We start from the raw sequence: 24,789 nt of genomic DNA on the forward strand, positions 1-24,789 counted from the left end.
GGTGAAAATAAGGTTGATATTCATTATACTGCGCGTCCCCGGTCGATTAAGTCGCCGATAGCTTGGCGCATGGCGGGGATGCTGTGACGTCTCGAGCGTCCACATTCTTTGGCATTTTCGTCGCATATAAAGCAAGTTCGCGGCGGTAAAGCTAAAGTTTTACGGCTGACACTAGTCAACTCCCCATCCTTTAACCAGAGGACGTCTAAATCAAGCAGTCGTCCCCATGGATGGTTTTGTTCGAGTTGAATCATGCGCTGTTTCAATTCAACTGACGTCAAGGGCAAAGTTAAGTAATATTCAGGACCCGTCGGTAAATCACGGTATACCTGAGCGGTGACGGTTATATCCGACAGTGCTCTTTCAACTGCTTCAATCACAGTCGCAAACACTTCCAGAATCACTTCGGATGTTTTGACTGCTCCAGGAATGTTCATCGTAGCTGACAACATCACATCGGTTGGATGTTCGTGTAGCAGTGTTCGCTGCATGGCAACGCGAGCTTCGCGGGCATCTAACAGACTCATTAATTCGACGGCTGGTCCATCAAAAACAGAATTAGACATTACGTACCACATCGATAATCGTGCCATCACGGTATTCGATTAAGGCAACAACCTTATCACCATACTCAATTGGTTCTGGCGTTCCCACCACGGCGTAAGCTCTTTCTTTCAATTCTTGAATGGTGAATTGCGGAATATCGATTGATTTAAAATGCTCTAGTAAATCCTGACGGTTCGGGTTAATCGCGATGCCAATTTCTGTTACAACGACGTCCACACTGGCTCCAGGTGTGATAATCGTATTTACTTCGTCGACGATTGTCGGGATACGTCCACGAATCAGCGGTGAGATGACTAAACTCATTTTGCTGGCGGCACTGGTATCACTATGTCCGCCGGAAGCACCACGGATGACTCCGTCAGAACCGGTCATGACATTGACGTTATAATTTGTGTCGATTTCCAAGGCAGATAAGATTACCATGTCTAATTGGTTGATTGCTGACCCTTTGCTTAATGGCGATGCATAGAAATTAGCATCGATTTCGATGTGATTTTCATTTCGACCTAATGATTGACCTGATAAGGCATCAAAGTCTTGAACATCGAGTAATTTCTCAACGAGACCAGCTTCGAGTAGTTCTACCATTTGATTTGTAATCCCACCTAAAGCAAAACTTGCTTTGATGTCGTCTTTCAACATGGACTCACGTAAGTAACGTGCAACGGCTAGAGCTGCCCCACCTGTACCCGTTTGAACAGAGAAACCTTCTTTGTAATAAGGAGACTTAGTAATCACTTCATTGGCATATTCAGCGATTAACAATTCTTTCGGATTCGTCGTGAAACGAGTGGCTCCTTTAGCAATACCGGCGGGATCGCCGATGGCATCTACTTCGACTACATAGTCGACATCAGTTTGGGGAATACTAATGGGTGAGTTTGGATATGACACTAATGTATCAGTAATAATCACCACTTGGTCAGCATATTTTGCATCAATCATAGCGTAACCTAGAGAACCACAAACTGCTTTACCGCGGGTTCCATTAGCATTGCCGTATTCATCTGAGCTTGGTGCTCCCAAAAATGCTACGTCAATGTGAATATCGTCGGCTGCTATTGCGCGGGCACGTCCACCGTGTGAGCGAATGACTACCGGATTCTCCATGATTCCTTCCGAAATAGCTGCACCTAATTTATCACGTAAGCCACTTGACGTGATGTCAGTTACAACACCATTTTTGATGTGTTCAATCAATGGTTCATGCACATTGGCAATCGAACTCGGTGCAATTTTTAAGTTTTTGATACCCATATTTGCTATTTCTTCCATTACCATGTTAATTACATAGTCTCCTTCACGAAAGTGATGGTGGAAGGAAATGGTCATGCCGTCTTTTAAGCCTGTTTTTTCAATCGCTTCACGTAGACTGCCTAATAATTTTGTTTCGCCTGGTTTAATTGGTTTCAATTGACGGCTTGATTCTGTGTAAGGTTTAACATTCGTAAATAAATCGTCATAAACCCCGTATTGATCAGCATGTTCTTGAGGGATATCGCGTCCTACATTATTTTTAACCATACTTAAATATCCTCCTCTGTTATTAACTTAGCTGCCTTAGCTAAAGCAATCACGCGTTCGGCTCGTTCAACAATTGGCTTATCAACCATTTTACCGTTGACTGAAATAACGCCTGAACCTTTTGCTTCTGCTTCACGAATGCCCCAAATAACTTCTTTCGCATTTTGAATTTCTTTTTCAGTTGGTGCATAGATTGCATTAACTAATGGAATTTGACGCGGGTTAATGACAGACTTGCCATCGAAACCTAGTTGTTTAATTAAAGTTACTTCCGCTTGGAAACCTTCAGTATTCTCAACGTCTGAGTAAACTGTGTCGATTGCCGCAATGCCTGCAATGCGAGCTGCATGCAAGATCATGTTCCGAGCAAAAAACAGCTCTTGGCCATTGGGGTAACGTCTGGTTTTCATGTTAGTCACATAGTCTTCGGCTCCTAATGCAATCCCGATTAAACGGTCAGATGCTAGAGCGATTTCGCGGGCATTCATCACCCCTTCAGCCGACTCAATAGCAGCCATCATTTTCGTCCGACCCACTTCGATACCGTATCTTTCTTCCACGTCGGTGATGACTTTTGCTACTTCGACGATGTCTTCCGCACGTTCCGTTTTTGGTAAGCGGACCACGTTCACACCGGCCGTTACAACCGCTTCGATATCTTGGTCACCACCATCTTCTAAGGCATTAATACGGACAACCGTTTCGGTGGCACTGAAGTCGACCGTTTTTAACGCGTTATGAACTAAAAGACGTGCGGAATCCTTTTCTTTTAAGGATACAGCATCTTCCAAGTCAAACATAATGGAGTCAGCTCCGTATAAAGGGGCGTCGCGAAGCATAGCTGGATTAGCACCCGGCACAAACATCATTGTTCTTCTTAAGCGTTCCATGAACTGATCTCCTTCCAATCGTAATTTTCTTTACCTGCTGAGCGATAGACCGCTGTAATGACACGCGCTTGGATGGTACAATCTAAGGCACCTTTGTCGATGGCTGTAATTTTGGCGGCTTGAACACCTAATTTATTAAGTGTTTCTTGAATCACAGCACGAATTTGCTTGCCGAATTGTTTTTCAACGCTACTATCTAAATCAATGGTAATTGCTTGCTGATTCGTTGGTTCTACGGTAACCATAATATCGCTTGATTCAACCGTACCTGCTACTGCATGTTTGATAAGTTCCACTCATTTCACCCCATATTATTTATGATATTCTCTGTAGTTTTTTTAAATATTGATACGTTGTTTCTGGCAAAAATTCTAACAGTAGCGATTTATTTTGCTCCTCGATAGCTTCTCTTACTCTAGTTGCACTAATCGTTTGGTCATTGACAGCCAGTCTCGGTATGATTTTCAATGCAAGTTCATCAGCGAACACAGTTTGCATCGCTTGATTGTACACATCGGTCACCGGAGAAAATGGTTCTTCTCCTACAAAACGCGTCTTAATATCTAAGACCGGCGCAATTCTCATTTTGAATAAGGTCGCATCTAAGGTAGCTTGAGTTTTAGCAAGTGTCATCTGGGCTTTTTCTTTTAGAAAATAGGAAGGAAAAGTTGCTGAAGATACCATATAGTCTCTAGTCGGTAAAACAGTGACATTTTCTAAATGGTTTATCCCCAGTTTAACCATTGCCATCCGATCAGCAGTTGAAAATTCAGATCGATCTTCAGATAAAACGAAGACGTAAACTTGGTCACTACTTTGTGCCGCAATTTCGACTAAATATTGGTGTCCTTTAGTAAAGGGATTCGCATTCATCACGATGGCACTCCCTCGACCTGATTGCTTATGGTCTTGAAGAAGTTCCAAATAATGACTGAAATTAGGGGTACCTAGTTCCATAAAAAGAAGCTCGTCGATTTCGATTACGCTTTTGAAGCCTAAGGACTTAAAGATAATCGCATTAGTCGGTTTTGTATAAACGAAAAATTGTGAATACCCATCTGATCGCATCTGCTCCAATAAATGGTTCAAAATCTTTGCTAGCAAGTTTTCGGCTTGATAAGGTTCGCACACGATAAGGTATTTAATGATGTTGCGGTGGTAAGAACCGGTGGCGGCCAAAGTGTCACCATCAAAAATTCCGACAGTGTAATCCACTTCTTCTCCTTCAACTAAATCCGATCGATGCATCAAACTAAGCCATTTTTCATAAGCCTGTTTGTCGCGATCAAGCCACATTCTTTTTAATGTATAGATAACTTTCACCTCCCTGTACTAAGACGCAAGAATTACTCTTCAATCGCTTCTGACTATTATTATAAAGACAAATAGCAAAAGTTGTAGCCTATTTGGACAATCTCTATGTTCTTTTACTGTTTTGCCAATGGTACTTACTTACAAACCGCTCTTAATCTTCCGTTTGGATTACATCAGCTGGATTGACTCCTTCACGCACTTTCTTGAGTTTATGATGGTAATCCACCGCTTCTAATAGAGGAATCATAATTGCAGCCACGATTCCACCGGCAAAGCCATTATTGTATAAGTTAATACCACCATGTAAATAAGAAGTATTACCGACAATGGTAAAATGTATTGCCCCCGCCAAAATACCTATCAACACACCATATCGACCAGCGATCGGGGCAACCGTTGTCCCAAACAAACCGGCAATAATAACACTAGTCAATGACATGTCAAAGCTATTTACGTAGCCCATTAAAGTCACTCCCATTAAAACTGGTATAACATTTCGAGGGTGTTTTCCGAAAGCACCAAAGCCGACAACAGTCAAGATGCCACCAATTACTGGACCATTCAATTGGCCGCCTAAAGCAATCGGATAGGCAACGCTAATGAAACCGAGCAGCGACATATTGATGAGCGCCAAACTAAAGCCCTCCTCTTCCATAAAATCGTCCGTTAACTGACCTGAATGTTGTAATAACCTACCGTAACCATGAAAGCTCCATGAATTAAGCGATAATCCGTACAATAGCATCAGAGAAAACAGAAAACATAAGATGATCCCGAAATGTAAGTTATATCCCGATGAATAAAGGGTGACTGGTTCGATTTCATTTCCCATAGCGCGTAAAACTGAAGTGAAAAGTGTCCCGATTAAGCCACATGTGAAGCCAACATTGTATAAGCTGAAGCCTTTCGTAAAACTAATCGCATGTTGGGCTATTGGTGGCAACATAAAGCCAGCCAAAAAACCAGCCAAACACCCAAAAAAAACACCAAATAAAATCGGCAAATTCATGTTAAATGTAATCTCACTGACCAATGGTCCGAGCGCCGTTCCAAATAAAGCTGCCAATAAGGAGCGTTTAGACGGTATTAGAGTCAGTTTGGCATAAGCAAAAGCTCCTATGACAATCGGCATTGAATTATATAAATTCTTTCCAAACAACGAAAAACCAGCTACCGTAAGAATTGCGGCCAAAATCGGACCGTTGATTTCTGCGCGAGTTAGTTTCACAACGATTAAGGCATGAATCAACATTAAAGCTGAGTTGAATAAAGTTGGCCCTACTCCAACTAGCGCAAAATAATCCGTAATTAAGTTAGAAGGTGAAGTTAAAATTTTCAATTGACCATTTAAGATTTCACTGGGAGAATTAAACAGCAAAGCTACTAATCCTAAGTAACACGCCATTAAAATAAAGAGTCGGTAAATACTAGTTTGGCTTATTTCTGGTTTTTTCTTGCTATCTTTGCCTAAGTTAAAAACACTCATAAATCCACTCCTTTTGAACAGTTTAGCTATAACGTTAATTCAAATTTATCTAGTTGTTAATATCCTAGCATACGCTTTCATGATTATCTATGAAGTGATTGTTCCTTTAGTGTTTTGGGCTTAATGATTAAACTTAATTGGCAGAATGATTTGATGAAAAAATACCTCTTTGCTCGTAGCTTGGCCTACAAGAAAGAGGTATTGAAATGATCAAAAATAGGTTAACCGAAGAAAGAAAGCAAGACACCTGCCGCTACTGCAGAACCGATTACTCCAGCAACGTTTGGTCCCATAGCATGCATTAAAAGATAATTATTCGGATTATATTTTGATCCTTCTTTTTGCACCACACGTGCTGACATCGGAACAGCCGAAACGCCAGCTGCACCAATTAATGGATTAATTTTACCGTTCGTCAATTTATACATAAGTTTACCTAGTAGAACGCCAGAAGCTGTTCCAACCGCAAAAGCAACTAGCCCTAAGATGATAATGGTAAGCGTTGTCGTTGATAAAAAGATATCCGCTGTGGCTTTTGCTCCTACTGTGATCCCTAAAATAATCGTGATGGTATACATAAAGGAATTTTGTAAAGTTTCTGTAATTTTAGGTACTTGACCGCTTTCTTTGATTAAGTTACCTAACATTAACATTCCGATTAAAGTAGTTGCCGACGGAATTAATAAGCTGACGAATAGCGTCGTTACAATTGGGAATAAAATCTTTTCGACTTTAGACACGACACGTACTTGTTTCATTACTACACGACGTTCTTCATCTGTCGTTAAGAAACGCATAATGGGCGGTTGGATAATCGGCACTAGCGCCATATAAGAATAGGCTGCTAGAGCAATCGCCGGTAATAGATGCGGAGCTAGTTGAGTGGTCGTATAAATCGCCGTCGGTCCATCCGCTCCCCCAATAATACCAATGGATGAAGCTTCTTCCGGTGTCATCCCTAATGCGATTGCACCAAAGAATGCGAAAAAGATACCAAATTGCGCCGCTCCACCTAATAAAAGGGTTTTAGGATTGGCTAGTAAAGGACCAAAATCAGTCGATGCACCTAAACAGAGGAAAATTAAGGGCGGATAAATCCCTAAGTCTACTCCTTGGTATAAGTAGTAGAGTAAGCCACCATCTGAAGCACTCGTAGGTTCGCTCATTAACCCACCTAAAGGTAAGTTAACTAATAACATTCCAAAGGCAATTGGGATTAGCAGATAAGGCTCATAGCCTTTTTTGATTGACAAATATAAGAAAACAAGTGCAATTCCAATCATAGTGATTTCACCAAATGTTATATTGGCAATCCCAGACGATTGGATTAATTCATTAAAAACTTGTAGCATATTTTAATGCCCCCTCATAATTATAAGCTGAAAAGGACATCATCAGATTCGACAGCTTGTCCTTCGGTAACAAGAATCTCGCTAATGGTACCGTCTTCTGGTGCAATGATTTCATTTTCCATCTTCATGGCTTCTAAAATAATAACCGCCTCACCTTTTTTAACTTGTTGACCTGGTCTTGCAAGCACTTTAAAGATGTTACCTGCCATTGGCGAGTTGACCTGTAAGCCACTTGTTGAAGCTGGAGCTGCTGGAGCAGGTACGGCTGCAGGGGCAGGTGCAACTTGACTTTTTTCGGACTGACTAATTTCTTCTACTGTGACACGGTATAATGTTCCATCGATTTCTACTTCGTATTGATTCTTCATTTGTTAAAGCCTCCAATTATATTTTCTTTGTTTTAATTTCTTGTGCTTTTTTTTCAAAAATAATACTCATGAGCAAAGCCACTTTTTCTGGTGGTAAACCTTGCGCTTCTGTTTGTGTTACGGGTGCACTAGCTACGGGTGCTGCTGGCAAGGGTGTTTTGGCAGGTACGGGTATATACTTGTCGACTAGCTTGCCTATGAGGGTAAGTAATACTCCTAAGCTGGCTAGTATCAGAAAGACGGTCGTCATCGCGACAATCATCAGATAGACACCGTCGATAATTGTGAAATCTGTCAAATTGGGCTCTCCTTTCTCATAACGTTCTTACTGAGATTCTAGTAATTCCATTTGTGGGTTTAGTTTCTTTTGGCGCATACTTTTCTTTCAGATAAGTTAAACCAACTTGAGGGAATAAAGCATATGTTAAAATATCTTCTTCGGTCTTCGCTAAATCGCCTAACTCTGCTTTCAAGCTTGGCATCTCTGCTTCTAGTAAATCAGCCGGACGAACTGTTAGTACTTCATCATCACCAATGATTTTTTGTTGAACCTCAGGATCAATCGTTCCTGGAGGCGTTCCATATTTGCCATGTACGTAATCTTTGATTTCATTTGGAACGATTTTGTAACGTTCATTGACCAAAATATTAAAGGAAGCTTGTGTTCCGACCATTTGACTTAAAGGTGTCACCAGTGGTGGGTAGCCTAAATCTTGGCGTACTTTTGGTACTTCTCTTAAAACACTTTCATACTTGTCAACTGCATTTGCTTGTTTTAACTGTGAATATAAGTTAGACAACATGCCACCTGGCACTTGATAAAGTAGTGTTTTTGGTTCTGTCTCGAGCATTTTGCGGTCAAAGACGTCTGATGCCACATATTTATCACGAATTGGTTTAAAGTAGTCGGCAATATCTTCCATTTTTTTAAGGTCGACGGACAACTCATAACCGTATTCATTCAATACAAAGGCCATCGTTTCGGAAGCTGGTTGACTCGTTCCACCCGAGAAAGGTGAAATCGCACAATCGATAATGTCTGCTCCTGCTTCTGCAGCGGCTAAATAAGTCATTTCTGCCGTTCCACTTGTCGCATGTGTATGGATATTCAAGGGCACCGTGATAACTTTCTTTAAGTTCGTCACTAAATCCTTTGCTACTTTAGGTGTCATAATACCGGCCATGTCTTTAATACAAATAGAGTCGGCCCCCATATCGATTAGCGTTAAAGCAAGTTCTTGAAAATATTCCATCGTATGAACTGGGCTGATTGTGTAACAAATCGCTAATTGAGCATGTTTGCCAGCTTTTTTAACAGCTTTCACTGATGTTTCGAGGTTACGCACATCGTTTAACGCATCGAAAATTCTAAATACATCAATACCTGCTTCAGCCGCTTTTGCTACAAAGGACTCTACTACATCATCAGCATAATGGCGGTAACCAATTAAATTTTGACCACGCAATAACATTTGTAACTTAGTATGTTTGGCCCGTTTTTTGATTTCACGGAGTCGTTCCCATGGATCTTCTTTCAAAAAACGAATGGCTGCATCATAAGTTGCGCCACCCCAACACTCTAGAGCTTCATAACCTACCAGATCCATTTGTTCAATGATTGGCAACATATCACTTGTCGACATTCTCGTAGCCATTAAACTTTGATGCCCATCTCTTAAAACAGTTTCTGTCATCTGGATTTTCTTTTGTGAATTCATATGTTTTTATTTACCTCCAAATTCTCGTATTGATAAATATAATCTCTTTAGTCATCATACTTGAATGATTCAAAGATAGTCAATGAAACTCGATGGAAAAACACCTTAAAAACACATCAACTCAAACTTCATGGAGATGTACCTTAATAGAAATAAGACGGGTCTAAGCTCTAAAAGATGAGGATATTAGTTTGGTAAGGTATTGGTCGGTGTTCTTTTGCTGTACTTTTATAAATTTCTATTGTAATCGGTTACTTTATTGCGTAATCTTGGAATTGTTCAATATTACTATTTTATGAGCAATGCTCGCGTGGTTTTTTTACTGTTTTTTTCAATTTACATATGGCAAGTTGTGACATTATTGAGTATGCTTACGTTGTTTATTGTGTGATTTTTTGAACAGATGAAATTGAAAATAAATCAGTTTTTAGAAAGTGAGGGTAGGGTTGTATTTGAAAGTAAACCGTTTCAGCTATTTAGTCTGACAAAATGTATTTATTATATAAAATAACTAGAATGTATGTAAAATTAGGAGGATATTATGAATATAGCTATTATAGGTTTTGTGTTAATTATTATTTTAATGTATGTGTTGATCGCCGAGAAGATGTCTCCACCGATGGCTTTTATTGTTTTACCATTGATTGCCGCCATTCTCACTGGTGCAAACATTGCGGATATTAGTCTGTATGTCAGTGAAGGATTAGGTTCCATTTTAAATACAGCGGTTCTGTTCCTTTTCTCAATTTCATTCTTTACTTTAATGTCTGAACAAGGATTATTTGACCCTTTAGTCGATTTTGTTATCAGTAAAGTCGGAAATAAAATTACAGCAATTTTCCTTGCAGTCATTGCCGTTGCAGCTGTGGCCCACTTAGATGGTAGTGGAGCTTCTACTTACCTTATTGCAATTCCAGCTTTCAAACCAATTATGGATCGTTTAGGCGTAAGACCGGAAGTCTTTTTAGGAACTATTGTTGGTTTAATGGCTGCGATGAATATCATTCCTTGGGGTGGACCTACCATTCGTGCAGCATCAGTTGCTCAAGTAGAAGTGTTTGATTTATACGCTTTCATCTTTCCAGCTGTTGCCGTGATGTTCATCATAGCGATTGTAATTGCTGTGATTAGTTCTAAACGCAAAAGAATTGGTGGTACTACTTTAGGTAGTGAACTTAACCTTGCAGATATTGCGGGCGATGTAACACAAGAGCCTAAAACAAGTAAAGGCCTTTTCATGTATAACTTAGCAGTTACTCTTGTAATGTTAGCACTCTTATTCATCGACATTGGTTTACCAATGCACTTTATCTTCATGGTTGCTTATGCTTTCGCGATTTTAGGTAACTTTAAATCTGTTAAAGAACAAAACGGTAAAATCAAAGAATACGGTACCAACGCAATTGTTATGACAATGACCTTATTCGCTGTCGGAATCTTTATCGGGGTAATCGAAAACTCAGGCATGGTTGAAGCAATGGCAACGATGGTCATCAACGCTTTACCTGAAGCTATCGCACCACATACCCACTGGTTCCTAGCTCTATTCTCAGTACCATTAATGATGGTTCTTGGAACTGATGCTTTCTACTTCGCCTTATTACCGATTGTAATCGGAATTGTAGAACCATTTGGCATTTCACCAGAAGTAGTAGCAGCAACCTTCTTGATTACAGGTACTTACGGTACTTACATCAGCCCAACTGTGGCAGCTAACTATGTTGGGGTTTCCTTAGCGGGTACAACGATTGGTGAGCATATTAAAGCTAACCTACCTATTATGTGGGCTTCAAGTATTGTAACGCTTGTCTTAGCTACTTTATTAGGTGTTGTCCAGTTCTAATTGATCTCAGTTCATGTAAAATAACAATCCATAGATAGCATTCGACAGAATAGGTTGATGAAAAGCAAATGCTTTTCATCAACCTATTCTTATCGATTTTTTTATTTCTTTTATAACTGATTAGACTGATTTTTTTGCTAGTGAGACCTTCTTTCCAATGACTGAAGAGTGGTTCATTGCTATATCTAAGCCACAATAATTACGTTATAATAAATGCAAGTATATTTCGCTTGTTTTATTTAATCACCGTATCTACCCATCCCGAGCTCGGAAAAATACAAAGGCGACTGGACATTACCGTCCTTTAAATCCCCCTTTCTCCCTATATTCCTACTTCGTCACTTAGTTGAAACTGTTCACGTAGTTATTAAAGAAACTGATTTAGTCGTCAATTAGTTAGGCCAGCAATAAAGGAGCGTTTATGATAATGACTAATATATTTGAAAGTATCAAAAATAATTTAGACTTGAGTCAGAACAAATCGTTGAAAGAATCCGTCTACCAAGCCCTAAGAAAAACAATCATTTTAGGTGATATTCCGGCAGGTATGCGTATAAATGAAATGGAATTAGCTGATGTCTTAAATATTAGCCGTACCCCCATTCGTTATGCTTTAAAAGAACTGACGCAAGAAAATTTGGTTGAACATCAACTAGGAATTGGAACGGTCGTTAAAGGAATCAAGATGAAAGATGCCTATGAAATTTATGACATCCGCAAATCGCTCGATACATTAGCCACAGTAAAAGCGATGCAAAATATGACGGCAGATGACTATCAAGCACTCGAAACTTTATTGACTTACGGCGAAAAACTAAATAAAGAGGACCGCGTCGATGAAGTGTTGCAAAATTTCTCTGATTTTAATTCTTTTATTTACGATAAATCAGAAATGCTACGCTTAAGACAAATTGTAACGGAGCTGCAAACCTATCTCGTTTATTTTCGTGATGTCGCAATTCGCTCCTCAGCTAGACGCCACATCGCCTTAGAAGAACATTGGCTCATATTGAAAGGTATGAGAAATAACGACATCGAATCTATTACCTTGATGGTTCATGATCACCTCGATCGTTCGCTCCAATTTATTATCCAAGAAATGGAGCAACGTCATATTGACTAGAAATTCTCAAACATTAATCAAATACGTTGCAGATGCTGCTATCCAAGCACTTTATTGTGAATTAAACTTATCCCCTAAACCTGGTCTAGTCGACCGCTATAACAGTGGCTCGCACCATGACATGAACTATCAAACATTCTGCGATAGTATCGTTGCTTTAACTCCCTTCTTTTCAGACTATGTAACATTAGGTTTTGAACATCAGGGAGACTTAGAAGAACTGTTCATACAAGTCCGCGATGTTGGAGTATGTGCCGAAAAAGCGATGCTGTTAGCAACTAAAGGGATTAACACACATAAGGGGGCTAATTTTTCTTTCGCAGTTATTTTGGGAGCTACGGGTTACTATTTAAATCAAGAACCGGGCTTAGTTTTTTCTCTACAAGACATTGATGGCATTTTTCAAATTGTCCAGCAGATGACGCGCAATTTAGTGGACAAGGATTTCTCAAACTTACATCTGAAAACAAAACTCTCCTACGGCGAAAAGTTATTCTTGGAAAAAGGACTCACCGGTATACGCGGGGAAGCTTCCGCTGGTTATCCAGCGCTACGTGAAGTTTTAATGCCCTTTTTGCGCGAGCAAAAAACAACTGATGAAGCGGTTGAGACGCAGTTTTTACGTGGGATGCTTTTACTGATGAGTGAAGTAGAAGATGGTAATATCCTTCACCGAGGCGGTTACGATGCTTGGCTGCAAGTAAAAGGCGAGACAAAAGAGCTTCATCAGGCCAACTTTGACACGGAAACTTTACATGCTGAGTTAGTCAATTACGATCAAGTGATGAGGGACCGTCATTTAAGTCCTGGTGGAACGGCTGATTTACTTTCACTTGGCTTTTACTTGGCCTACTTGGAAGGTTTTATCACGAATTTTGGGGATTCTACTTCTTGCTTGAAGCATGTCTCATTGTGAAAGAGTGATTTTCTGCTTCACCTAAGATTGAACTAAAAGAGGCCAGGACAATTTGTCCGGCCTCTTTCTCATATTTCATATCTTAAGAATTCAAGTAATCCAGTGCATAAGCTACATGGAAGTTGACCATGATCGGTAAGGCACGCTCATCGAGGTCAAATTGATTGTGATGCAAGCCGTAAGAGGTTTCCTGGGAACTGTTCACCCCTACGCGACCATATAGTCCTGGAGCTAGGGTCAATAAATCAGCGAAATCATCGGCTACCATGCTTGGCAATTTAGAGGTAATCACGTGTTGACTACCGCCAAGAAATTCTGCTGCAACTCTTGCACCGCGTTTTGCTTGGACTTCGTTGTTAATGACGGGCAAGGCTGCCGAATAATTCTCGAACGTCACCGTCGCACCGTGAATTTGGGCAGTCAAACAGGCAACTGCTTCTACTTTCGCAATCATGCGGTTTCGTGTGTCGTGAGTCATCGCTCGGATTGTGCCTTGAATATAGGCACGATCAGCCACAACATTGTAGCGTGTCCCCGCTTCAAAACGGCCGATACCAATTACAACAGGATCTAAAGGATCCACTTGGCGGGAAACAATATGTTGGATTTCAGTGACAATATTTGCTCCCACTACTAAAGCATCGACACCGCGGTGGGGTTGAGCCGCATGAGCATTTACCCCTGCAACTTCAATCGTAAAAATATCACAGGAAGCATTTTGCGGGCCCGCGATGGCTTCAATTTTCCCCAGAGGAACATTGGGATCGACGTGAAGTCCGACTACTTCGTCGACTCCATCGATTAAGCCACTGTCAACGAATTGGCGTGCCCCGGCACCAATTTCTTCTGCTTGTTGAAAGGCTAGTAGCACCGTACCTCCAAAGGTATGACGGTTATCCTTTAAATACTTGGCGGCGCCTAATAGTGCTGCCGTGTGAGCATCGTGGCCACAAGCATGATTAAGGCCGGCTTTCTTTGAAGAATAGTCTGTTTCTTTTAAATCCGGCACTTCGAGCGCATCGATATCTGCCCGTAAGAGTAGACTGCGTTGGCGTTGCGTTTCATTAGCATCAACTTGAGTGCCAATGATTTTGGCTAAAGTCCCTGTCTCACCTATTGTTTCAAACGAAATATCCAGTTTGTTAAGAATCGATTGAATCGTGGCAGCTGTTTCATATTCTTTAAGACTCGGTTCAGGATTTTGATGGAAATGGCGTCGCCACTCGCTTAGTTGGGGAGTCAAAGCTAAAATGTCAGGTAAAAGGTGCTTCATTCGATACCCTTCTTTCTCTTATCACGTCGTCCATTCAATAAGAAAAGCAAAGTCGGTCAACACATAAGTTGACCGACCGCTTTGCTTTTGAGTTACAGTTAATTATTCAGCATCTTCTTCTGATTCTGCATCCTCAGCGTTAGCATCAGACTCTTCTGCGTCATCACCAAAAACAGGTGCGCCTTCCCAGATTGGCTTGTCTCCACCGTTTGATAAGTCATAAATAGCTTGAGCGACTTCCTCTGTTTGGTAAAGTTCTACAATCCGGATCAAGGTTTCGTTGTCTTTTGTTTCTTCAGTTGCAGCAATGACATTTTTGTACAATTCATTTAATTGGTCTGGATAATCTGCATCAACGAAAATAGCTTCTTTCAATGAAAGACCAGCATCAGTTGCGAAGTTGGTGTTGATGATAGCAGTAGCCACATCTGGTAAGACAACTGCTAATTGAGCCGCATCTAATTCTTCAAATTGTAAGTTTAATGGGTTATCAGTAATGTCTTCAGTAGTCGCTAGAGCGCCCACTGCATCATCCACTTCAATCACACCGGCGATTTCTAACGCTAGAATCGCACGACCGCCATTAGTTGGGTCATTGGGAATCGCGACTACATCGCCATCTTGCAACTCGTCCAATGAGCTGATTTTTTCAGAGTAAGTACCCATCGGCGATACAAAGGTGAACCCTAAAGGTGCCAATGTACCATCATTAGAAGCATTCCAGTCTTCTAAAAAGGCTACGTGTTGGAACGCGTTCAAGTCTAATGAGCCATTTTGTAAGGCAACGTTGGGTTGGTTATAGTCGGTGAACAGTTCTAATTCAACCGTGATATCTTCTTTAGCGGCTGCATCGACCACAATTTGCCAAATTTCTTCAGCTGGTCCAGATACGATTCCGACGGTTACGGTTTCTTGTGCTAAAGCGCTCGTTGCACCGAAGCCTGCTAATAATCCTGCTGCTAATGTCGTTACGCCTAATTTTTTAATCCAGTTTTTCATTATAATTTCCCCTTTTTAGTTGTTTTAGTGTTATTAATCAATAGCATTGCTGATGGTCAGTGTTCAACTTTACGAATCAACCAGTTAAAAATCAGTTGACTAACGAAAACAATAATTAAAATTAAAACCGTGGAAACAAGTATGACGTCCATTCGACTACGTTGGTATCCTCTGGCAATTGCCATCGTTCCCAAGCCGCCCCCGCCAACTGCACCAGCCATGGCCGTTAAACCAATTACGTTGATTACCGTTGAGGCGCTCACCCGTAAAAGTGCTGGCAAACCTTCGCGTAAATAAACGCGGTAAATGATATCAAATGGGCTTGAACCCATCGCTTGAGCTGCTTCGACCACACCGGGATCCACTTCCAAGAGGGCAATCTCCACTTGGCGGGCGAAGAAAGGAATCGTTCCGATGACAATCGGGACCGTAGCAGCTGTTGCTCCAATGGTCGTGCCGACTATGAGCCGAGTCACGTTAACTAATAAGGCTAAGAGAATGATGAATGGAATCGAACGAAAGACGTTGATTAAAGCATCCAATATTTTAAAAACCGCCTGATTGGGTAAAATACCATTAGGTCCCGTAACTGTAATAATCACCCCTAAGATCAAGCCGAGTGTACCCCCAGCCACAATAGTCAAACCGAGCATATACAATGTTTCCCAGGTCGCTTCGATAAAACCATCACGTAGCGGCCAAGCGTGTGGCAGCCATTCTTCCATGAAACTATTAAAACTTAAAATGAGTTGTGTCATGTTATCCCTCCTTTGTCACGTATTCTTCAAGCAGTTCGCTGACTGAATCGACCGTTACGCTATTTTCACGTAAGTAAGCGACACTCCGCTTGATATTATTGCTGTCACCGGAGAAAGCTACTAGTAAATTTCCAACCGGTGTATTTTGTAAAATTTCAACATGACCATAAATAATGTTGACCGTCACATCGAAGTCTTTCACCAAGGTAGCGATTAAGGGTTGGGTTGTGCTAACCCCAACATAACTCAAGCGAGCGAGAATCCCATCGCGATTTAATTGCTGCGTTTCTGGATGTTGTAAAACGGTAGCCAATTCTTGGTCAAAATGGGTTGCAGTATCAATAAACTCTTTTGTTAGTTGTTCTTTTGGCTGGGTGAAAATATCAATAATGGTACCTTGCTCCAGAATACGACCATCTTCCATGACCGCCACTTTATGGCATAAGTCTTTTACTACTGACATTTCATGCGTAATAATGACAATCGTTAGACCTAGTTTTTCGTTTAATTCTCTCAATAAATCGAGAATCGAACTGATTGTTTTTGCTATGCTCTCTATAAAGTAGACAGAGAAATAAAAAAACTCTACTACTTTTATAGGGGGCTATTTCTATGTCAGGAAGAACAACTAAACATACATTGGAGGAGCGTGTTAGTGCAGTTCGACGTGTTACTGAAGAATATCATAGTTACAGTCAAGTCGCACGAGACTACTTAGTCGATCCCTTAACGATAGAAGCTTGGGTTAGAAAATATCAACTGGATGGCTTAGAAGGGTTGAAAGTATCTAAATCACATAAGAATTATTCGAACGAACTTAAATATGCTGCTGTTCAAGCTTATTTATTCGGTCACCTTAGTTCACAGGCATGCTGTGAAAAATATGGCATCTCTGATGGTTCAGTGTTAAGAACGTGGATTAAACAGTATACTAATGGTGAGGATTTAAAATCTATTAGTAAAGGGAGATCGACGATGACTAAAGCGCGTAAAACAACACACCAGGAACGATTGGAAATTGCACAACACTGTCTGGCAGAAGATAAAAATTATCAGAAGATGGCTGATTTGTACAACGTTTCTTATTCGCAAGTTTATCAATGGGTTCGCAAATATCAAGCGCATGGCCCCGATGCATTAATTGATCGACGTGGCCGTACGTTAGAGTCGAAATCCAAGCTGAGTGAACAAGAGATTCTTCAACTGAGAATCAAAGAGTTGGAGCGTCGTAATACCTATTTAGAAGCAGAGAATGGTCTAATAAAAAAGTTGAAAGAAATCGAAAGGAGGCGGTAACCGCCACAGCAGTAAGAAACGATTCTAAGTTTAAAGCGATTCAGATGCATCACGAAGAAACAGGCTGTACCATTACCCTATTATGCAATTTATTAGAGGTGTCACGTTCCGGCTACTATAAGTGGCTAAATCGTGAAGAAACCGTACTAGATCAAGAAAATGCCTGGCTAATGGCTGAAATCGAATGGGTCTTCCAATTATATGAGGGGATTTTTGGCTATCGTCGTGTACAGATACATATTAATCGTTATCACTCAAGAAATTATAGTTTGAAAAGGATTCGCCGCTTAATGCAATTAATGGGCTTGAAGTCCCATATTCGCCGCGCAAAGGGGTATAGTGCTCAAGCGAGTTATCGTAATATAGAACCCAACCGACTGAATCGTGAATTTAGCGCAGATAGACCCAATGAAAAATGGGTCACAGATATTACTCATCTCTTCTTTGGTATGAGTCAGAAAGCGTATCTAAGTGTAATAAAGGACCTTTATGATGGCTCAATTATTGCCTATCAAGTGAGCTTAAAAAATGATACCGTTTTAGTGATGGATACCTTAAATCAAGCAATTCAGGTTGCACCTGAAACAGGCATTTTAATTCATAGCGATCGCGGTAGTCAATATACTTCTGGTGAATATCGTCAATTTACGACACAACAAGGATATATTAGGAGTATGTCGCGTACAGGTGAAGTGTTAGATAATGCGCCTATTGAAAGCTTCTTTAGCCATTTTAAATGTGAATGTTACCATTTAAAAAAGTTTCTGACTTATGAAAAATTAGTAGAAGCTATCGATAGTTACATCAGGTTTTATAACGAAACACGATTCCAATCTAAATTAAACAACCTGACACCATTGGAGTTTCGGAATCAGGTTGCAGCTTAAATTTTATTTTATTACAGGGTCCAAGGCGCTTGTTGCTTCATCACACAACAGGACATCTGGATCATTGGCGAGGGCACGCGCTATCGCAACCCGTTGCTTTTGACCTCCTGATAATTGGCTAGGGAAATTATCGGTTTTTTCTTTCAAACCAACTAAGCTGAGCAATTCAGCTACTTTCGCAGCCACTTCTTTCTTATTCAATCCGCTGCCTTTTAATGGGAAAGCGACATTTTCAAAAATCGTGCGTGATTCCATTAAGTTAAAATGTTGAAAAATCATCCCAATTTTCTTACGAGCTTCCCTTAAATCTTTAGGTGCTAACTCCATTAAATTCTGTCCATTGACATTGACTGTTCCTTTAGTTGGTCTTTGTAACAAGTTAATCGTCCGCACTAACGTACTTTTCCCCGCACCACTATAACCAACAATTCCAAAGATCTCGCCTTGTTCGACTGCCATCGAAACATCTTTCACCGCTGTGACGACACGATCATCGTCATGAAAAATCACATCTATATCACGTAATTCAATCACATATGTACCTCCTCTAAATACTGCATTTACTTACAAATAAAAACCGCTCATCTATGGATGAACGGCAAAAAAACGATAGAGAGTCTGTATTAGAATTCCATCGTTTCTTCTTTTCCATCCCCGAAAAATAGAAACTAAATTATTTGGCAGGTCTCCTGGCTCATGCTTCGTCCTACTACAGCCCTTCCCGTATTCCTAACCTACAGCTAGGTGATACAGTGGTTTACTGATTCGTCCACACTAACAGTTGCGGGGGCAGCTCCAGCTTTCAACTGGATTCCCTTTTAAGGCATTGCGATGCCGCCAAATAATTAGGCACTATATATTGTATTGTAACACTATATTTTAAACCCATTAACACTACATGTAGTATTGCAACATATTCATTAAGCTAATCATAGGTTATTTAGATTTCTATAAAGTAAGGTTAATAGCACAATTAGACAGATTGTCTTACATAGAAAGAGAGCTGGAATAAACTTTCAGCCTCGCTTTTTTTCACGTTGGGTGATTTTATATGGTTCACCTTTGCTATCATAGGTAATCCATTCGCCCACCGGGTCTCCTTTTTCAAAGTAGCCTGAACGCTTAATGGTGCCATCAATGCGGTACCATTCCCAATAGCCTTCTGGTTGGTCGTCAACTATTTTGCCTTTTGACCAGATGGTCTCGCCACTTGCATGGTACTTGATTGTGTAGCCATCCACTACTTCTATTTTCTTTTGCTTGATGCTTTTTGGATTGATTTTCTCACTTTTATTGCTCATCATGCTTATCCTCCCAACTTTATTTGACTGCAAAAATTCATTCTGATTCTATTCCTTTAACTCAAAGTATAGTGTCAGACACCGTAACGTTTTATCGCGCGTTGGAATTGCCTTTTCACAACCATATGACCTTGACCACTAGACCTCAAATTTTTCTAACACAAAATTGTTGTTAGACGTGTTTATCACGACATCAAAGTGTTCGCTGTAAGGGTGCATAAACCGTTCATACTGAATTCGCCGCTGTGGGTGGAACTCTTTTAAATCAGTCAGTTTGACGCCCCGCTCTATGACATCACGATTTTCCCTTCTTCTGAGCTCTGTTTCGCTATCACAGTATAGATAAATCGATAGATCAAATAAGCCTAACTCTAAAAATGTAATGCTCATGCCCTCGATGAAACTAATTGGATAGCTTGATGAAATTAAAGAGCTAGCCATATACTCCGTTTCGATGGTATAAAAATCTAGTCCATTTCGAATCATTTGAATGTCTCGTTTTAAAGCTGGCAAATGGTGGGCTTGCGGGTGACAAGCTGTCATTTTGGCAGCATATGTTTGATGATTCAGTTTCTCTAAGATTTTCTGTACTATTGCTTCCAATTTTTCACTTTCTTTTTTTGACTAGGATTTACTTTACGGTTGTTCCATTATAATGCGACATCTTCTTCTCCTGCAAGTTTACTGATGGATGTGTGACGATTTGGTTTTGGGAAATACTAGACAGAAAAAGGTACATCTCAGGTTTTAAACCTCGATGTACCTTCTAAATTAATGTGATGCCGGCTATAGGGATCGAACCTACGGCCTCCGCGTTACGAGTGCGATGCTCTACCAACTGAGCTAAACCGGCATTCTTTGTGTTTTGAACTACAAAGAATATAATAAACCTTTCAGCCAAAATGTAAAGGTCTTAGTGAAAAATAACACAGCTAGTTTTCAGTTTCAAGCTCATTCCTCTAACTCAGGATGGTTAATCCCTAGAATACGTTGTTGGCGTTCCTCGATATTTTGAATATCTAGTCTTTCCGTAAAATTGGGACTCGTTAGATTAAACAGATAATTACTGTAATCCTTAATATAGTTTAGCTTCTTCGGATGTGCAGAATAAGCAACTGTCAACAAAGAGTCAAACAGTGCCACCACTCCAGAAATATCTTGCTTCATATAGTGAATTAATTGCCAATAACTTTCATATAAGTCTTTTGGAAAATTATTGAAATCATAAATCACGTTACCTCCCGAAGAAAATGTCTCATCAGTGTCTTCGCCCATTACCACAAACCTTCCTGGTATACTGGCAAATTTTGAATCCAACAAAGCCTTGTAGTTTAAGATATAAATGGCGGTATTAGGATCATTTATGCCTGGCGAAACCGCCCTCAGAGCTACTTCAATCAATTTAGCTCGAGCAAAATTTGGATCGTACATAGAAGAAGGTTTTTCTTCATAAGTTAGGGTGCGGTTTATTGCCGCTTGGAGCTGTGATTCATCTTCAACTTTTCGGTTAGTGTATAAGTCGACGACCGGCTGATTTGTGGAAATAAACTCTCCTATTCTTAAATGTAGTACCATGGTGCCTTTGAATTCCTTGCTCAGTTCAACTAGTCGATTAAAATTAATATATTCAACATAACCACTCTCGTTAGCATTTACTGTGAAGATGTGTAGCGTGTCTATTTGAGGAAGATGATCAAACAAAGGCATTTCTTGAAAGTAATCAATCGTTTCATCCGCAACTGACTCGGCCTCCTTGTACAATTTCGTCACAAGATGGTCCAATTGTACGGATATCGCCACATTATAAACAAACTTTATAAAGTAAAAAACGCAGGCAAGGGCATACAATAAGGCAATGGAGGCCGAAATAACTAAATATTCATCCTCTGAATTGCGCATAAAAAACAAAGAGGAAAGACAGTAAATAAAACCACCAAGAAAAATCCCCAAAGTTTGCATAGATGTTTTCTGCAAGAGAAAATTCTCGACCGTCCGGGGGCTGAAATTAGAAGAATAGAACGAAATGACCGATAACATCGTCGCAAACGTGAAGGTCGCCACTGAAAAAAGGGAGCCCGCTAGCAGGCTCAAGATTGATTTGGCCAAATTGACGCTCGTTAGAAAAACAGTCGGGAAATAGTCCAACACATTAATCGACCTTGTGTCGAGCAGGATAACACCAATCGCTAAAATGAAAGAAAAGAGCACGCTCCCTCCTAAAATAAGCCAAATACTTTTATCTTCAAAAAATAAGCGAAATGCCTTGACCATGATCTATTACCCCTCCCTTGATAGAATTATTTTCTCTATTATACCATTCGCTTCATAGGAATGACTTCTTTTTAGCCATACTTTTTCTGATGTTCCTTCTTCAACTTTAAATACGCCTCATCTTCCCTGACAATTTTCCACTTCTCTTCAAAGATAGCGGCTGACTTTGCTTTTTCTTCGTCTAGTATTCTTTCTTTTATGTCGCCATTTTCATCATATTTTCGGCCACCTTTATAATTGGCGTAACGTCTAGATCTAGTGTAGCCCATTTGAAGAAACTTCCGAGCCATATCCATGCCGACAAAATCACCGGCTGTCTGGTAAGCCAAAAACAGCTGGTAGATTTTGTCAGAAGATACTTTAGCGATTTCCGGAGTCTTAAAACGCCAGTGTGGTAGTATCTCGCTCTTATAAGGTTCTACCAGAAGCACCCCTTGTTCTCCTCGTCCCACTCGATACAATTCAGGCTGGTCCCGGAAGTTTATCTGAGCGAAATCCAGTTCATAATCAAATGCCATGTTATTCCCCCTCATGTCGATCCATTTCACTTTTTCTGTTTAGTTTTGTTACTAAACATGACGTTAATTTTGTGTTCCAGGCAACTATCTTGTCTGCTCCTAACCGGAAGACAAAAAAGCTAGATTCGTAAAGGTCTCGCTAACATTTGTCTGTAAATTGTTTTCAATTTTATCATCATTTATGGTACGAATGTCCGTATCATCGATAGGTAATAAAATCTATTAGCTATTTGGTACGATTCAAAAAAACCTCAAGTAGCCACCGTAGATTTACTTGAATGGGCTTGAGATTCTTATAAAATGGATACTATGTTAATTATCATTTTTTTATTTACTTTTGTTAGTTTTATTGCTTTTTTTATACAAGCCTTTTGGTGTTTTGTGATTAATACTTTGAACTCATGTTTTACTTGATATCATTTCTATAATTATTACCAAAAATTATAACTCATTATAGTATAAACGTACTACTTCTGACATTAATTGTCTTCTATCATTTAGAAAGTCGTTATATGAAGCAATATCCATCCCTATAAGATTTAAAGGGATCGCATTCTCTTTAAAATTCTGTTCCAATTTTTGTATCGATTGTATTTCACCTAATTCTAGTTGTCCGCTTTTAATTTGTTCCATAATCCGACCGAGATATTCCTTAGGTGCGTGATTACTAATTCGAATATTAATTGGCTGTTCCGCATATACATAGTTTGAAAGTTGATTGTATTGGTTCTGCTTAAAACCATTCTTAACTAAGTAATTTTTAGGGAAAATATGGTGAAGATCCCCTCTTTCCTCTAATAACTGCTGAACTGTAATCTTATCTGATAGAAAGGCTTTTGTTTTATTGAATACTTGTGCCATTAAGAACACATTGAAATAAGGACTTCTTATACTGTTTGTATTATAGTTATCCGGCAGTATCGTTTCCCAGTAAGAGTCTCCTAATTCACCTTGTTCCGTTCTATGTAAATAAACTTCAGGATCTTGTTCATTAAAACGTTTTATATCGAAATCAATTTGAGATTCAGGTGATGAGGAATATTTTCCAGTTAGTGTCGCTAACACATACCACTTTCTGACAACTTTCTGTACAATATGGTCTGCATATCCTTTTTCCCGTAATAATAAAAATAATGCATAAGCAAAGTTAATATTATTTTGTGATGTAATCATTTTTTTATCTACTACACCAATAGATTTAATAATCATACAAAAACGTTTAAAGTTTATCTCATTTAAAAATTGCTTTAACCCTTCATCAAGGAGAGTAAAAGTTTCTTGAATAATTCGATCTTCATAGCCTCTTGTTTCAAAATTACGTCCTGAAAGTAAGCTAACTAAATCAGACATTCTTCCCCGTTTAAATTTAACAGCAAAGATAACTCGAATGATATCGTTATATTTTGGTAAAAATACGCTAGATTCATAATTTGTTACCCACTTGATTAAGTGAAAATAATCAGATTGAGTAAATTCACTATCGTTGTTCAGAATCGTTTGCAGGTTAGAAGGTGTCTGAATAACATTTGCAAAGTAATCAATTGTTTTTCTAATTAGAGGACCGTTATATACATTGTTTACTGCAATTTTAGACATCACAAAATCAGATTGACTTAAAGAGGTTCCTTGTGAATTTATCCTAACAAATATTTGGTTAACGGTATCAATCCCTAGCTCAGAGTTTAATTCAATAATCCCAATTTGATTATTCTTAATATTTATCAATTTTTGAATTCTTTGATTTAATTTATCAGGATTTACGTCTGGATGTTTTTCACAGTAGTCCATAATGAATTGGTATTGACTAAAGTCTGGTTTGAATAGTGCTGAAATATCAGGTATCCACGCTTCATCTTTAATAATTGCAGCATTAGAAACTTCAAATACTCTGGTTTTTGGATTAAAAGCGATAGTAATGCGTCCTTTACTATAGTTATGATCAATAACTGGTTCGCCTGAAATTGCAGCCATTAAAGCTGTTACTCTTTGTTGACCATCAATTAAAATGTTTTTTCCCTGTGATAAGGAGCCGTCCTTTAATCTTACATCAGGATTTTTCCAAGTAATAATATATCCTACAGGGTAGTTTTTAAATAAAGAATCTATTAAGTCCCTAACCTTAGATTTTTTCCACACAAATGGTCTTTGGATTTCAGGGATGGCTACTTGACCATCTCTTATCCAACCCAGTAAAGTACTGATCGTATAATTATTAACATTGTAATTTGACATAGTTTCCTCCTCCAAAAGAGATTAAATGGCTTTTATTCTGTGTAAATTGGACCCTTAGTCAAGGACATTTTTCAAAACGGCCTCTCTTTTTTAAAAACCTCCCTTTTATAAGGTTTAACCTTCAATTTACATTGCACTTTCATTCACATCACA

At 39.5% G+C, this 24,789-nt stretch carries 23 protein-coding genes, 1 tRNA gene, 1 pseudogene and 1 riboswitch; of the genes and pseudogenes, 4 read left to right on the forward strand and 21 right to left on the reverse strand.

The genetic code is table 11. The annotated features are described in order from the left end of the window. Positions 1-23: 23 nt before the first annotated feature. The 10 genes from citX to ACTQ45_RS11210 all read right to left on the reverse strand — a co-directional run bounded on the left by citX (position 24) and on the right by ACTQ45_RS11210 (position 9,219). Positions 24-566, reverse strand: coding sequence for a citrate lyase holo-[acyl-carrier protein] synthase (gene citX, locus ACTQ45_RS11165; RefSeq protein ID WP_441751236.1), 543 nt, complete (start codon positions 564-566; stop codon positions 24-26). After that, positions 559-2,091, reverse strand: coding sequence for a citrate lyase subunit alpha (gene citF, locus ACTQ45_RS11170; RefSeq protein WP_441751238.1), 1,533 nt, complete (start codon positions 2,089-2,091; stop codon positions 559-561). Before citF ends, citX begins: the two co-directional genes overlap by 8 nt. Positions 2,092-2,093: 2 nt before the next feature. Further along, on the reverse strand, positions 2,094-2,981 hold the full coding sequence (gene citE / locus ACTQ45_RS11175; protein ID WP_441751240.1) for a citrate (pro-3S)-lyase subunit beta: 888 nt from the start codon (positions 2,979-2,981) through the stop codon (positions 2,094-2,096). Next, on the reverse strand, positions 2,969-3,277 hold the full coding sequence (gene citD / locus ACTQ45_RS11180) for a citrate lyase acyl carrier protein (RefSeq protein WP_441751242.1): 309 nt from the start codon (positions 3,275-3,277) through the stop codon (positions 2,969-2,971). Before citD ends, citE begins: the two co-directional genes overlap by 13 nt. A 19-nt stretch (positions 3,278-3,296) precedes the next feature. Then, a complete protein-coding gene (gene citC / locus ACTQ45_RS11185; protein ID WP_441763751.1) occupies positions 3,297-4,277 on the reverse strand; it encodes a [citrate (pro-3S)-lyase] ligase in 981 nt (326 codons plus the stop codon). Positions 4,278-4,446: 169 nt separating this feature from the next. Further along, entirely contained in the window at positions 4,447-5,781 is a 1,335-nt protein-coding gene (locus tag ACTQ45_RS11190; RefSeq protein WP_441763752.1) for a DUF1576 domain-containing protein, read from the reverse strand. Positions 5,782-6,002: 221 nt separating this feature from the next. Then, positions 6,003-7,133, reverse strand: coding sequence for a sodium ion-translocating decarboxylase subunit beta (locus ACTQ45_RS11195; protein WP_441763753.1), 1,131 nt, complete (start codon positions 7,131-7,133; stop codon positions 6,003-6,005). A gap of 20 nt (positions 7,134-7,153) precedes the next feature. Then, positions 7,154-7,501 (reverse strand): biotin/lipoyl-containing protein, encoded by a 348-nt coding sequence (locus ACTQ45_RS11200; RefSeq protein ID WP_441751248.1) that lies wholly within the window; start codon positions 7,499-7,501, stop codon positions 7,154-7,156. Positions 7,502-7,517: 16 nt separating this feature from the next. Next, positions 7,518-7,799, reverse strand: coding sequence for an OadG family protein (locus ACTQ45_RS11205; RefSeq protein ID WP_441751250.1), 282 nt, complete (start codon positions 7,797-7,799; stop codon positions 7,518-7,520). A 16-nt stretch (positions 7,800-7,815) separates the two neighbouring features. Further along, the gene (locus ACTQ45_RS11210) at positions 7,816-9,219 is read right to left on the reverse strand and encodes an oxaloacetate decarboxylase subunit alpha (protein WP_441751252.1); all 1,404 of its coding nucleotides are present in this window, start codon (positions 9,217-9,219) and stop codon (positions 7,816-7,818) included. 541 nt (positions 9,220-9,760) lie between these two features. On the opposite strand from ACTQ45_RS11210, the gene ACTQ45_RS11215 reads away from it, so the two are divergent. The 3 genes from ACTQ45_RS11215 to citG all read left to right on the forward strand — a co-directional run bounded on the left by ACTQ45_RS11215 (position 9,761) and on the right by citG (position 13,101). Continuing rightward, positions 9,761-11,062: an SLC13 family permease gene (locus tag ACTQ45_RS11215; RefSeq protein ID WP_441751253.1), complete on the forward strand. Its 1,302-nt coding sequence runs from the start codon at positions 9,761-9,763 to the stop codon at positions 11,060-11,062. Between the two features lie 427 nt (positions 11,063-11,489). Beyond that, complete coding sequence (locus ACTQ45_RS11220) at positions 11,490-12,185, forward strand: GntR family transcriptional regulator (RefSeq protein ID WP_441751255.1); 696 nt, start codon at positions 11,490-11,492, stop codon at positions 12,183-12,185. Continuing rightward, the gene (citG, locus tag ACTQ45_RS11225) at positions 12,178-13,101 is read left to right on the forward strand and encodes a triphosphoribosyl-dephospho-CoA synthase CitG (protein ID WP_441751257.1); all 924 of its coding nucleotides are present in this window, start codon (positions 12,178-12,180) and stop codon (positions 13,099-13,101) included. The genes ACTQ45_RS11220 and citG overlap by 8 nt, the downstream gene beginning before the upstream one ends. A gap of 82 nt (positions 13,102-13,183) precedes the next feature. Here the strand turns inward: citG and ACTQ45_RS11230 are convergent, their stop codons facing one another. The 4 genes from ACTQ45_RS11230 to ACTQ45_RS11245 all read right to left on the reverse strand — a co-directional run bounded on the left by ACTQ45_RS11230 (position 13,184) and on the right by ACTQ45_RS11245 (position 16,648). After that, positions 13,184-14,374 (reverse strand): M20 metallopeptidase family protein, encoded by a 1,191-nt coding sequence (locus ACTQ45_RS11230; RefSeq protein WP_441751259.1) that lies wholly within the window; start codon positions 14,372-14,374, stop codon positions 13,184-13,186. 102 nt (positions 14,375-14,476) lie between these two features. Beyond that, a complete protein-coding gene (locus tag ACTQ45_RS11235; RefSeq protein WP_441763754.1) occupies positions 14,477-15,373 on the reverse strand; it encodes a MetQ/NlpA family ABC transporter substrate-binding protein in 897 nt (298 codons plus the stop codon). Between the two features lie 56 nt (positions 15,374-15,429). After that, positions 15,430-16,131: a methionine ABC transporter permease gene (locus tag ACTQ45_RS11240; RefSeq protein ID WP_441751263.1), complete on the reverse strand. Its 702-nt coding sequence runs from the start codon at positions 16,129-16,131 to the stop codon at positions 15,430-15,432. Position 16,132: 1 nt separating this feature from the next. After that, positions 16,133-16,648 carry an NIL domain-containing protein gene (locus ACTQ45_RS11245; RefSeq protein ID WP_441751265.1) on the reverse strand — a complete coding sequence of 172 codons (516 nt, stop codon included), beginning with the start codon at positions 16,646-16,648 and terminating at the stop codon, positions 16,133-16,135. A 95-nt stretch (positions 16,649-16,743) separates the two neighbouring features. Between ACTQ45_RS11245 and ACTQ45_RS11250 the strand changes: the two genes are divergently transcribed. Then, a protein-coding gene (locus ACTQ45_RS11250; protein WP_441751266.1) for an IS3 family transposase occupies positions 16,744-18,314 on the forward strand; the annotation gives its coding sequence in 2 pieces (ribosomal slippage) (positions 16,744-17,392 and positions 17,392-18,314; 1,572 coding nt in all). Between the two features lie 15 nt (positions 18,315-18,329). On the opposite strand, the pseudogene ACTQ45_RS11255 reads toward ACTQ45_RS11250, so the two are convergent. From ACTQ45_RS11255 to ACTQ45_RS11285, 7 genes and pseudogenes are all read right to left on the reverse strand, one after another. After that, a pseudogene (locus tag ACTQ45_RS11255) lies at positions 18,330-18,848 on the reverse strand (methionine ABC transporter ATP-binding protein); the annotation flags it as partial. 128 nt (positions 18,849-18,976) lie between these two features. Continuing rightward, a riboswitch (cobalamin riboswitch) is annotated at positions 18,977-19,171 on the reverse strand. A gap of 159 nt (positions 19,172-19,330) precedes the next feature. Next, positions 19,331-19,618, reverse strand: a complete 288-nt coding sequence (locus ACTQ45_RS11260) for a hypothetical protein (RefSeq protein WP_441751268.1) — start codon at positions 19,616-19,618, stop codon at positions 19,331-19,333. 135 nt (positions 19,619-19,753) lie between these two features. Continuing rightward, a complete protein-coding gene (locus ACTQ45_RS11265) occupies positions 19,754-20,218 on the reverse strand; it encodes a phosphoribulokinase (RefSeq protein WP_441751270.1) in 465 nt (154 codons plus the stop codon). 177 nt (positions 20,219-20,395) lie between these two features. Further along, positions 20,396-20,468, reverse strand: a tRNA-Thr gene (locus ACTQ45_RS11270). A 98-nt stretch (positions 20,469-20,566) separates the two neighbouring features. Beyond that, on the reverse strand, positions 20,567-21,886 hold the full coding sequence (locus ACTQ45_RS11275; RefSeq protein WP_441763755.1) for a DUF2254 domain-containing protein: 1,320 nt from the start codon (positions 21,884-21,886) through the stop codon (positions 20,567-20,569). A gap of 71 nt (positions 21,887-21,957) precedes the next feature. Continuing rightward, positions 21,958-22,404, reverse strand: a complete 447-nt coding sequence (locus ACTQ45_RS11280; RefSeq protein ID WP_441763756.1) for a DUF4385 domain-containing protein — start codon at positions 22,402-22,404, stop codon at positions 21,958-21,960. Between the two features lie 441 nt (positions 22,405-22,845). Beyond that, positions 22,846-24,636 carry a GmrSD restriction endonuclease domain-containing protein gene (locus ACTQ45_RS11285; RefSeq protein WP_153862751.1) on the reverse strand — a complete coding sequence of 597 codons (1,791 nt, stop codon included), beginning with the start codon at positions 24,634-24,636 and terminating at the stop codon, positions 22,846-22,848. Between the last annotated feature and the right edge of the window lie 153 nt (positions 24,637-24,789).

Origin of the sequence: Fundicoccus sp. Sow4_D5 (genome assembly GCF_052116365.1) — a bacterium.
GTDB lineage: Bacteria > Bacillota > Bacilli > Lactobacillales > Aerococcaceae > Fundicoccus.